Origin of the sequence: Bacillus sp. MAG717A, assembly GCF_036884855.1 — a bacterium.
Lineage (GTDB): Bacteria > Bacillota > Bacilli > Bacillales > Bacillaceae > Bacillus > Bacillus safensis.
Map to the genome: position 1 here is coordinate 2,518,171 of NZ_CP145733.1, position 10,875 is coordinate 2,529,045.

Below are 10,875 nucleotides of genomic sequence, written 5' to 3' on the forward strand. Positions count from 1 at the left end.
TTACTTTTTATGAACGTGCTTCATGTACTTTTAACTGCTTGCCTTTAATGGTTGTGTGTCGCATGGCATTCAGCACAAGAGGACCTTTGCCGTTTAAAATATCTACATATGTTTTCGTGTCTTGAATTGTAATAATCCCAATGTCATCGAATGCAACGCCATCTATTTTGGCAATGGTCCCAACGAAATCAACAGCTCGCAGCTTCTTTTTCTTTCCGCCGTTAAAATAAAGCTTCATAATATCCTTCTCAACGCCTGCCTGTTTATTTTCCTTTTGAATAGGCGTTTCAATTTTCTCTTCAAAGCTTTCTACATGCTTTTCTGCTTCTTCCTTCGTTGGATAAGGCTGAGTTTGAAAATCTATGCCGGCATCCTGCTTTAATTCATCAATAAGCGGCTTAGCATTCTTTGTCATAAACGCAATCGTTTTTCCGCTTTTTCCCGCTCTGCCTGTTCTACCAGTTCGGTGAATATAGCGCTCTTTTTCATAAGGAAGATCATAATGAATGACATGTGTCATATCACTGACATCAATTCCCCGGGCTGCTATATCTGTTGCGATCAGATAACGGAATTCACCTTTTTTAAATTCATCCATCACATCAAAGCGGTCTTCCTGTCTCATGCCGCCGTGAATTTTGTCACAGGGCACATCCCATTCATCCAGCTTCATCGTGAGTTCATTCACCCGGTCCTGTGTATTACAGAAAATAATGCAGCTATCTGGATTTTCAATAACGATCGTACGCTGAAGAAGGGAGAATTTCGATTCTTCTTCTGTCTCAATCACGGTGTGGGAGATTTGCTGTACAGAAGCTTCTTCACGTGTGATCTCAATGACTTTCGGTGATTGTAAAAACTGTTCGCTCAATTTCTTCATATCATCTGACATTGTCGCTGAAAACAGCATCGACATGCGCTTTGGCGGCAGATATTGAATAATAGAAGAGACTTGATCGATAAATCCCATGTTCAGCATTTCATCCGCTTCATCTAACACGAAAAATTTGAGGTTTTCTAAAGAAAGGGTGCCTTTCTCAAGGTGATCCAAAATGCGGCCTGGTGTCCCGCACACAATATGGTTTTTCTGTGAAAGCTCTACTTTTTGCGCTTGAAAAGAGGCTTTTCCATAAATGGCTGCGGCTTTGATCCGTTTGAATCGCCCAAGGCTTGTGAGGTCTTGTTTGACCTGCATGGCGAGTTCACGTGTCGGAACGAGGATAAGGGCTTGAGGTTTATTTTCAGCCCAATCAACCATTTCACAAATCGGCAGACCATAGGCTGCAGTCTTGCCGCTCCCAGTCTGAGATTTGACGATTAAATCCTGCTTTGAAAAAGCAACAGATAATGTCTCGTGCTGAACGGGTGTAGGTGTATGGAAGTGAAGCGCTTCTAACGCTTGTTTCAATTCATTACTTAATGGATATTGATCAAAATGTTCTAATGTCATCGTGTTCTCCTTTTCGTACATTCATACTTGTGACATCATACCATAACCATGACCGTGAATGAAAAGACATAAAAAAAGCCCCGTAAAGGAGCTTTCAGCGCGCGGACAAATTCTCAAAGGAATCTGCGTTTTACTTTTTCCCAGTAAGAGTTGTCTTTTAATTTCACCGTTTTAATCACTTTTCCTGAAAGGCCAATGTCAATTTGTTTGACGTGTTTTGTGCCAAGCGCTTCGTTATCAAGCCCGATAATTGGATGGTCGTTTCCATCTTGCACTACCTTCAGCGTCAGCTTGCGGTCACTGCTCAAGATAAAAGGAGCGCCTAATGTACGGTATGAGTTGTTGTTCAGCGATGCAAGCTCTGTGACTTGCATACAAGGAAGCATCGGATCAACCACGGCGCCACTCACGGATTTATTGTAAGCCGTTGAACCAGTCGGAGTGGAAATAATCATGCCGTCGCCTCTAAAAGTTTCAAAGTGGAAATCATCTATATACACATCGATCACAAATGTTTTAATAATGCTGGAGCGGATTGACAGTTCATTTAAGCAATGGAACTGGTTTGTGCTGTCAACGCTTACATCGATGATCGGATATTTTCTCACTTCAAGCTGTTCAGTATTCATGGCATCAATCATTTTATCAAAATGCTCTAACGAGAAATCGCAGTATAGGTGCGTATTTTCTGATTTTGATACCCCTACATACAAGCAGTCATCCCGGAAGTTTGTTTTACGTACTGCTTGAAGAAATGTGCCATCCCCGCCAATTGAAGCAATAATATGGGCATCCTCTGCACGCTTGACGACGTGAAAGCCCTGATCGGTAGCGAGCTTCTCGAGAGAAGAAATGTGTCCATCCAATTCATGATCTTTTTTGTAAAAGAAAAATACATTGCGACGATTGTCTGTCATTGACGTTCTCCCCTTTGCTGTCAAAAATAATTTTCAATGATAAAGGGCTTACATGAAAACCCTTGCTCACATTTTACACTTTTTTCATATGAAAGTAAAAACTTTAGAAAGAACCTTCTGATGATCGGATTGCTTTATGAGAAATGAGTCGATGTGAGTGATTTGAAATGGCTGAATCCTGAGCATAATTGAATAGCCGTTTTCTCATGAAAGAATGGTTTAGGTGTTTCGTTGCGGTGAAGATCTAGCCTATTAGGTGCAGGGAGAGGATAAAAAAGCCAATTTTCCGTCATGCCCTTGTCTATGTAGACGACGTAAAGTTGATCGTTATTTAAGAGAGGTGCTATCATATGCCTACATGAAATGTAAAAAAACCACAATTCCTGTGAAACATTTCATGTGGGCATTCGTATGAATGAAGTGAGATAAAAAGGAGGAGAAAAAGATGAATGCGAAAAGATGGGTAGCGCTAATTATTGCACTTGGTGTTTTCGGATTTTCAATTGTGATTAGTGTCACGATGGCCTTGTTCGATAGCTTCAATGACAATAAAATGAGCTATCAATTCGGGGATGAAATAGAAGAGAAGGTACTAGAGAATGGCAGCGGTGCAGGCAAGATTGCTGTTCTTGAGATTAATGGAACCATTCAAGATAATGGCGGCGCATCGAGCCTATTAGGCGGAGAAGGTTATGATCATCGTGCATTCCTCAAGGAACTAGATAAAGCGAAAGAGGATGCTTCTGTAAAAGGCGTACTGCTGCGCGTTAACTCTCCTGGCGGCGGTGTCTATGAAAGTGCTGAAATACATAAAAAATTAGAAGAAGTGAAAAAAGCGAAGAAGCCGATTTACGTATCTATGGGTTCAATGGCAGCTTCTGGTGGCTACTACGTGTCAACTCCAGCGAAGAAAATCTTTGCTTCACCTGAAACATTAACAGGATCACTTGGTGTTATTATGCAAAGCTTGAATTATTCAAAGCTGGCAGATAATTTGGGTATTAAATATGAAACGATTAAGAGCGGGAAATTCAAAGATATCATGTCTCCAAACCGTGATATGACAAAAGATGAGCGCAACATCATGCAAAGCATGGTCGATAACTCTTATGAAGGATTTGTCAAAGTGATCTCTGAGGGACGCGGCATGTCAAAACAGGAAGTCAAGAAAATTGCTGACGGCCGGGTATATGACGGGACACAGGCAAAATCGAACGGATTAGTCGATGAGCTTGGGTATTATGAAGATGCATTAAAAGCGATGAAGAAAAATGAAAAAGGCTTAAAAGGAGCAACAGTGGTCAGCTATTCTCAAAGCTTTGGCTGGAACTCTCTCTTTAATATGAGTGCTAGCAAGCTCTTTAAAAGCGAAATTGATTTTCTGAATTTAAAAGAAACACTGGCTGGCTCAAATGGGTCTAAACCGATGTATCTCTATTCAAAATAAAGGAGGGATCATAGATGGATTCTACATTCGATGAAGTAAGCGAAAGCCGCAGCCAAGAGGAAGAATCGAAGCCGGCCTTTGTGAAGCGCGCTTCAATTGAAGCACAGGCGTTTGCAGGTTTTTGGATTAGATTTTGGGCGTTTATTCTTGATTGGCTCGTCGTCTGGGGTGTCAACCATTTGACGGTTTCTCCAATCTTTAGTCTGTTTGGCTGGTCCAAAGGAGGGGGATGGTTTTCTCCATTTTCCGTCACAACGACGATTGTATTCCTCCTTTATTTCGCCATCATGACGAAAATCTTTCAGCAAACACTCGGCAAAATGGTGTTTGGGATTAAAGTGGTCTCACTTCAGCCTGAGAAGAAGCTGGCGTGGGATGTTATTTTCTTTAGAGAGATTGTGGGACGCTACATTAATACGATCTTTGTTCTCTATGCAATCGTTGGGTTCTCGCCGAAAAAGCAGGGGGTTCATGATTACTTTGCTGATACGGTGGTCGTCCATGAACATTTATATGAAAAAACAGAATCAAACGTATAATCAGAGGAGTTTGGCCGCGTACTGGTCAAACTCTTTTTTTGTTGATTGGGTATAAAATCCAGAATGAGAGCCATAATCGTAGGGGAAGCATCATTTGTTATGGAGGAAGTGAGCACAGTGCTTTACGTTTGGATCGCAGCGTTTTTGTTTCTTGTGATCTTGTTGATTTTCATGAAAGTAACCATTTCGCTGGACTATTCGCATACAAACGACAATGACCATATTGCACTGAAGGTCATCACCTTATATGGATTGGTCAGACTCAAAAAAGAGATTCCGATGGTGAGGGTCAATACAGAAGACCAAACGATTGATATTCGTGAAAAGAAAATGGAAAGCGCCAAAACCCCTGATCACGAAAAAGAATCGATGCATAAAAAAGTAGGAAAACGTGATATGAAACAAATCCTTCATCAAATGGAGCGCATCACAAAAGAGATTGTCGATTTAAATCGGATCATGCGCAAGTTCTTCATTCACATAAGGGTTGTCTCATTTCACTGGTCGACATGGATCGGCTTTCATGACGCCGCTTTAACAGGTGTAGCAGCCGGCGGTGTGTGGTCAGTTAAAGGAGCGCTGCTTGCCTTTATGCAGGAGCATCTCACCTTTAAGCATAAACCTGTATATGAAGTCATTCCGGCCTTTCAGCACAATGTGTCACAGACTCAGTTTACATGTATAGCTTATTTTCGTATTGGACATGCTATGCTTGCAGCCATTCGTTTACTTGTTCATTGGTTAAAAGGGAGAAAGGCGAGAAAAAGTGCCTCTCTTCAAGCAACGAAGAATGAATCATCTGTTTAAGGAGGAACCCGAAAATGGCAGATCATCCAATCCAAGGTCTCATGAAGACTGCGATGGAAAACTTAAAAGAAATGATAGATGTGAATACAATCATCGGCGATCCAGTCGAAACCCCTGACGGCAGTGTCATTCTCACTGTGTCAAAGGTTGGTTTTGGATTTGCAGCCGGCGGCAGTGAATTTAACGGGAACCAAAAGAAGGAAAAGCGTTCTGATGATCAAGAACGAAAAGAACCGAGACTCCCATTTGGCGGCGGAAGCGGCGGCGGGGTATCGATTACACCAATTGCCTTCTTAATTGTAGGAACAAACGGAGTTCGAATGCTTCATTTGGATGAACACACACATCTGCTCGATAAAATATTGGATTCTGCTCCTCAAGCAATTGAACGTCTTCAGCACATGTTTAAAAAGGATGAGCGGGAGCACCGTCATAAAGAACGAAAACTAGATGACATAGACCTTTAAAAAGTTAGCTGCGCTGCAGTTAACTTTTTTTCAAAATGGACGATTAGGCTTTGCAGTTTTTTGCTTTCTCTACTATGATAGAACCATACATTTGAAAAGGGAGGAATTGTTTTGGCATCGATCACATTTAAAGGAAGTCCTGTCACGCTTGTAGGTAATGAAGTAAAAGTAGGCGAGCAGGCTCCTGATTTTACGGTTTTAACGAACTCACTTGGAGAAGTTTCACTTTCTGATTTAGCAGGAAAAGTGACGATCATCTCAGTGATTCCTTCTATTGATACAGGTGTGTGTGACGCACAAACAAGACGTTTCAATGAAGAGGCAGCGGGTTTAGGTCCGGTCAATATTTATACGATTAGTGCAGACCTTCCATTTGCACAAGCACGCTGGTGCGGAGCAAACGGAATTGAAAATGTCGAAACATTATCTGATCACAGAGATATGTCATTTGGTGAAGCATTCGGAGTGTATATGAAAGAATTGCGTTTATTGGCGCGCGCAGTCTTCGTATTAGACCCTAACGGAAAAGTGGTTTACACTGAATACGTAAGTGAAGCAACGAATCACCCAAATTATGAAAAAGCCATTGAAGCTGCAAAATCACTGTTATAAAAGCAGCATCGACAAGAGCTCCGGCTTCATCCTGGGGCTCTTTTCAATGAGAACATATAGCTTTTAACAAAGCGAGGAGAGAAAAGCATTGCAGAAAGATCAAGTAAGTACTATTTTTGAACTGCTCGATACAGCTTCTATTCGATTAAAAAAGGAACAGAGCATTTCCTATATTGAGGCATTGGCAGAAGCAGGAGAAGCCTTTTTCCAAGCAAATGATCGAAACGGTTTATTAAAGGATTTAATAGAGAAAGCAGATTTTGCTTCTTATGATCATGAGCAGATTCGTAAGGCGTTTCAGCTCGCCGTATTGAAAGGTCAAAAGGATATTTCTCATCCAAATCGCCAGATGACGCCAGATACGATTGGACTGTTTGTCAGCTATTTGGTGAATAAATTTTTAGAAGGTCAAAAAGAGCTTGTTGTCTTTGATCCAGCAGCGGGAACAGGAAACTTACTTCTTGCGGTTTTAAACAATCTCACTGCAGAAACAAAGCGCGGCTTTGCGTCTGAAATTGATGATGTGCTCATTAAAATTGCTTGGGCCCAGGCGAATTTAGAGGAGAAAGAAGTCGAGCTTTTCCACCAGGACAGTCTTGAACCGCTTCTGATCTCACCGGCAGATGTCACTGTATGCAGCCTGCCAGTCGGCTATTATCCAAATGATGAACGTGCAGCAGACTTTGAATTAAAGGCAAAAGAAGGACATGCCTTTGCCCATTATTTATTCATTGAACAAAGCCTCCGCTACACAAAAGAAGGCGGCTTCTTATTCTTCATCATTCCAAACGACTTGTTTGAAGGAAAAGAAAGCGTACAATTAAAGGATTTCATCAAAGACCATGCGTATATGAATGCGTTAATTCAGCTGCCAGTGTCCATGTTTAAGGATAAAAAACACGCCAAAAGCTTATTTGTGATGCAAAAGAAAAAAGAAGGGCTGGAAGCACCAAAACGAATGCTGTTTGCCAATCTTCCATCTTTCTCACAAAAGGAAGCAATGGTCGGTGTGATGCGAAAACTAGACCAGTGGTTTATAGAAGAAAAAGAAACGAAAGAATAGCCAGAGTAATTTCTGGCTATTTTACTATTCAGAAAATAATGACTTATCGATGTAAGCGATAACAGTTTGAAGGTGCACTTGAAATGCAAAGTTTTCAATGTTTAAATGAAAAAGTCAGATATTTTTCGGACTTATCGTTAAACTATAAAAGACCCGTCAAACAGGTTGAATATAGCACCGGAAAAAACGTGAAACCTTATATAACAACTGAGTAAAAGGAGCGACAGTAATGTCCAAAATTATTGCAATCAACGCAGGAAGCTCATCTCTTAAATTCCAATTGTTCGACATGCCAGAAGAAACCGTTTTAACAAAAGGGCTTGTTGAAAGAATTGGAATGGACAACAGTATCTTCACGATTTCTGTAGATGGAGAAAAGAAAACAGAAGTGACAGATATTCCAGATCACGCAGTAGCGGTCAAAATGCTGCTTGAAAAACTAACTGAATTTCACATTATCAAAGACTTTAATGAAATTGATGGCGTAGGACACCGTGTTGTTCACGGCGGAGAGAAATTCAGCGATTCTGTACTTTTAACTGATGAAGTGATTAACGACATTGATCAGCTTTCAGAGCTTGCACCACTTCACAACCCTGCAAACGTTGTAGGAATCAAAGCATTCAAACAAATTCTGCCTGACGTACCAGCGGTTGCTGTGTTCGATACAGCGTTCCACCAAACTATGCCAGAGCAGTCTTACCTATACAGCCTTCCGTACGACTACTACAAAAACTTTGGTATTCGTAAATACGGATTCCACGGGACAAGCCACAAGTTCGTTACAGAGCGTGCAGCAGAGCTATTAGGCCGTCCACTAGAAGAGCTTCGTCTGATTTCTTGCCACCTTGGTAATGGTGCGAGTATCGCAGCAGTTGAAGGCGGAAAATCAATCGATACATCTATGGGCTTTACACCACTTGCTGGTGTTGCAATGGGGACACGTTCAGGTAACATTGACCCTGCTCTTATTCCATTCATTATGGAAAAAACAGGACATACTGCTGAAGAAGTGCTTTCTACTTTGAATAAGAAGAGTGGTCTTTTAGGTGTGTCTGGTCTGTCAAGTGACCTTCGTGATATCGAAGAAGCAACAGAAGAAGGAAACGACCGTGCAGAAGTTGCTCTTGATATTTTTGCGAGCCGTATTCATAAATACATCGGTTCTTATGCAGCAAGAATGAATGGTGTAGATGCGATCATCTTCACAGCTGGAATCGGTGAAAACAGTTCAGAAGTAAGAGCACGTGTACTTCGTGGTCTAGAATTCATGGGCGTTTACTGGGATCCTTCCCTAAACAACATGAGAGGCGAAGAAGCATTCATCAGCTACCCGCACTCTCCTGTAAAAGTGATCGTCATTCCAACAAACGAAGAAGTAATGATTGCAAGAGACGTTATGCGTTTAGCGTAATCAAGTTTGAAAAGCTCTTTTCCAATAAGGAAAAGAGCTTTTTTCTGTTAAAAGCAGCATGCTATAATGTTGTCCAATATGAAGTAAAAGGGAGCGGTGCGGAAAATGAGCGTGACAGAACATAAACGTGAGGCGAAAGAAAGGCTTTATGTGAAGGTCATTACGGTCAGTGATACAAGAACGAAGGAAACAGATAAAAGCGGGCGCCTAATGATTGATTTGCTCAAAGAACAGGGACATCTTGTTCTTGCATACGATATTGTAAAAGATGATATTGGATCGATTCAAGACGCTGTGCTAGAAGGAACAAGCGAACCGAAAATAGATGCCGTCTTGTTAAATGGCGGAACAGGAATTGCTGCAAGGGATGTGACCATTGAAGCGATTACCCCTCTTTTTTCCAAGGAGCTGCCTGGCTTTGGTGAAATCTTCCGCATGCTCAGCTATACAGAAGACATAGGTTCAGCTGCTATCTTGTCCCGGGCAACGGCAGGGGTCGTCAATCAAAAGGCTGTCTTTGCCACGCCGGGATCTACCGGAGCCGTTCGTTTAGCCATGACAAAACTCGTGATTCCAGAGCTTCCTCACGTCTTACGAGAGCTTGAAAAAGATCAAAAATAGCCCAAAATGACTCTGCCAAGAAAATTTGGCAGAGTTTTTTTCATAAAGGGGTTGAAAAAACAATTTTTCCTTGTTACAGTGTATACATACTAAATGCATGTTTATAAATTAAAACTTATTTTTATGCAAAAAACATTCACAGAATCAAAACAAGCGAGAGGAGCTTTTCAATCATGTCACAAAATAAAAAAGTTGTATTAGCATATTCCGGAGGTCTTGATACCTCTGTTGCAGTTAAATGGTTACAAGAGCAAGGATACGAAGTTGTTGCTTGCTGCCTTGACGTAGGTGAAGGAAAAGACTTGGCATTCGTTCAACAAAAAGCGCTTCAAGTCGGGGCAGTTCAATCATACATGATTGACGCAAAAGAAGAATTTGCTGAAGAGTTTGCACTCACTGCATTACAAGCACACACAATGTATGAAGGAAAATATCCACTAGTATCTGCACTATCCCGTCCGCTAATTGCAAAAAAATTAGTGGAAGTAGCAGAAAAAGAAAATGCAGTAGCAGTTGCTCATGGATGTACTGGAAAAGGGAACGACCAAGTTCGTTTTGAAGTATCCATTAAAGCATTGAATCCAGATCTAGAAGTTCTTGCGCCAGTGCGTGAATGGAAATGGTCTCGTGATGAGGAAATCGATTATGCACAAAAACACGGTATTCCAATTCCGATTAACTTAGACAGCCCATATTCAATCGACCAAAACCTTTGGGGCAGAAGTAACGAATGTGGCATTTTAGAGGATCCTTGGGCTGCGCCGCCAGAGGGTGCATATGATCTGACAAATCCACTTGAAAAAACGCCTGACACACCTGAAATCATTGAAATCACGTTTGAAAAAGGAAAACCGACAGCGATTGACGGAATTCAGTATTCATTATCTGATCTTATCCTTCATTTAAATGAAGTCGCTGGTCAGCATGGTGTTGGCAGAATCGATCACGTTGAAAACCGCCTTGTTGGGATCAAATCTCGTGAAGTGTACGAGTGCCCAGGTGCAGTCACACTTCTTAAAGCACATAAAGAGCTTGAAGACTTAACGCTTGTTAAAGAAGTCGCACACTTTAAACCAATCGTGGAACAAAAAATGGCTGAATTAATATACAACGGCTTATGGTTCTCACCGCTTAAAGAAGCACTAGATGCATTCTTACAAGAAACACAGCAAAACGTAACGGGTGTTGTACGTGTGAAACTATTTAAAGGCCATGCCATTGTAGAAGGACGTAAATCACCATATTCACTTTATGATGAAAATCTCGCAACTTATACAAAAGCAGATGAATTTGATCATGATGCAGCTGTAGGATTTATTAACCTTTGGGGCTTACCGACAAAAGTAAATAGCATCGTGAATAAAAAGGAGCAGGTTAAAGCATGAAAAAGCTTTGGGGAGGCCGATTTCAAAAAACACCAGAAAAATGGGTCGATGAGTTTGGCGCGTCCATTCATTTCGACAAACAATTAGTCAAAGAAGATCTGACCGGCTCCCTTGCTCATGCAAGTATGCTGAATAAATGCGGTATCCTCGGTG

11 protein-coding genes and 1 pseudogene are annotated in these 10,875 nt (G+C 41.3%); 10 read left to right on the forward strand and 2 right to left on the reverse strand.

What is annotated here, in order from left to right:
• Positions 1 to 7: 7 nt before the first annotated feature.
• Positions 8 to 1,450 carry a DEAD/DEAH box helicase gene (locus V6Z54_RS12955; protein ID WP_338527398.1) on the reverse strand — a complete coding sequence of 481 codons (1,443 nt, stop codon included), beginning with the start codon at positions 1,448 to 1,450 and terminating at the stop codon, positions 8 to 10.
• A gap of 113 nt (positions 1,451 to 1,563) precedes the next feature.
• Positions 1,564 to 2,367 (reverse strand): NAD kinase, encoded by an 804-nt coding sequence (locus V6Z54_RS12960; protein WP_024424814.1) that lies wholly within the window; start codon positions 2,365 to 2,367, stop codon positions 1,564 to 1,566.
• Positions 2,368 to 2,812: 445 nt separating this feature from the next.
• On the opposite strand from V6Z54_RS12960, the gene sppA reads away from it, so the two are divergent.
• The 10 genes and pseudogenes from sppA to V6Z54_RS13010 all read left to right on the forward strand — a co-directional run.
• The gene (sppA, locus tag V6Z54_RS12965) at positions 2,813 to 3,814 is read left to right on the forward strand and encodes a signal peptide peptidase SppA (protein WP_024424813.1); all 1,002 of its coding nucleotides are present in this window, start codon (positions 2,813 to 2,815) and stop codon (positions 3,812 to 3,814) included.
• A gap of 14 nt (positions 3,815 to 3,828) precedes the next feature.
• Positions 3,829 to 4,353: an RDD family protein gene (locus tag V6Z54_RS12970; protein ID WP_041086612.1), complete on the forward strand. Its 525-nt coding sequence runs from the start codon at positions 3,829 to 3,831 to the stop codon at positions 4,351 to 4,353.
• 99 nt (positions 4,354 to 4,452) lie between these two features.
• Positions 4,453 to 5,160, forward strand: coding sequence for a DUF2953 domain-containing protein (locus V6Z54_RS12975; protein ID WP_041086610.1), 708 nt, complete (start codon positions 4,453 to 4,455; stop codon positions 5,158 to 5,160).
• 14 nt (positions 5,161 to 5,174) lie between these two features.
• Positions 5,175 to 5,627, forward strand: a complete 453-nt coding sequence (gene ytfJ, locus V6Z54_RS12980) for a GerW family sporulation protein (protein WP_024424811.1) — start codon at positions 5,175 to 5,177, stop codon at positions 5,625 to 5,627.
• 111 nt (positions 5,628 to 5,738) lie between these two features.
• Positions 5,739 to 6,239 carry a thiol peroxidase gene (tpx, locus tag V6Z54_RS12985; RefSeq protein WP_024424810.1) on the forward strand — a complete coding sequence of 167 codons (501 nt, stop codon included), beginning with the start codon at positions 5,739 to 5,741 and terminating at the stop codon, positions 6,237 to 6,239.
• A gap of 88 nt (positions 6,240 to 6,327) precedes the next feature.
• Positions 6,328 to 7,302 carry a class I SAM-dependent methyltransferase gene (locus tag V6Z54_RS12990; protein ID WP_058838283.1) on the forward strand — a complete coding sequence of 325 codons (975 nt, stop codon included), beginning with the start codon at positions 6,328 to 6,330 and terminating at the stop codon, positions 7,300 to 7,302.
• Positions 7,303 to 7,531: 229 nt separating this feature from the next.
• Positions 7,532 to 8,716, forward strand: a complete 1,185-nt coding sequence (locus V6Z54_RS12995) for an acetate kinase (RefSeq protein ID WP_024424808.1) — start codon at positions 7,532 to 7,534, stop codon at positions 8,714 to 8,716.
• 105 nt (positions 8,717 to 8,821) lie between these two features.
• Positions 8,822 to 9,337, forward strand: a complete 516-nt coding sequence (locus V6Z54_RS13000) for a MogA/MoaB family molybdenum cofactor biosynthesis protein (RefSeq protein WP_041086605.1) — start codon at positions 8,822 to 8,824, stop codon at positions 9,335 to 9,337.
• Between the two features lie 173 nt (positions 9,338 to 9,510).
• Positions 9,511 to 10,722, forward strand: a complete 1,212-nt coding sequence (locus tag V6Z54_RS13005; protein WP_024424806.1) for an argininosuccinate synthase — start codon at positions 9,511 to 9,513, stop codon at positions 10,720 to 10,722.
• Positions 10,719 to 10,875: pseudogene (locus tag V6Z54_RS13010) on the forward strand (argininosuccinate lyase); the annotation flags it as partial. The gene V6Z54_RS13005 and the pseudogene V6Z54_RS13010, both read left to right, overlap by 4 nt.

Excerpts from the sequence above, each read along its gene's own strand:
- V6Z54_RS13000 (WP_041086605.1), top strand. The coding sequence starts at position 8,822 with ATGAGCGTGACAGAACATAAACGTGAGGCGAAAGAAAGGCTTTATGTG.
- V6Z54_RS12970 (WP_041086612.1), top strand. The coding sequence starts at position 3,829 with ATGGATTCTACATTCGATGAAGTAAGCGAAAGCCGCAGCCAAGAGGAA.
- ytfJ (WP_024424811.1), top strand. The coding sequence starts at position 5,175 with ATGGCAGATCATCCAATCCAAGGTCTCATGAAGACTGCGATGGAAAAC.
- sppA (WP_024424813.1), top strand. The coding sequence starts at position 2,813 with ATGAATGCGAAAAGATGGGTAGCGCTAATTATTGCACTTGGTGTTTTC.
- V6Z54_RS13005 (WP_024424806.1), top strand. The coding sequence starts at position 9,511 with ATGTCACAAAATAAAAAAGTTGTATTAGCATATTCCGGAGGTCTTGAT.
- V6Z54_RS12960 (WP_024424814.1), bottom strand. The coding sequence starts at position 2,367 with ATGACAGACAATCGTCGCAATGTATTTTTCTTTTACAAAAAAGATCAT.
- V6Z54_RS12995 (WP_024424808.1), top strand. The coding sequence starts at position 7,532 with ATGTCCAAAATTATTGCAATCAACGCAGGAAGCTCATCTCTTAAATTC.
- V6Z54_RS12955 (WP_338527398.1), bottom strand. The coding sequence starts at position 1,450 with ATGACATTAGAACATTTTGATCAATATCCATTAAGTAATGAATTGAAA.
- V6Z54_RS12975 (WP_041086610.1), top strand. The coding sequence starts at position 4,453 with ATGGAGGAAGTGAGCACAGTGCTTTACGTTTGGATCGCAGCGTTTTTG.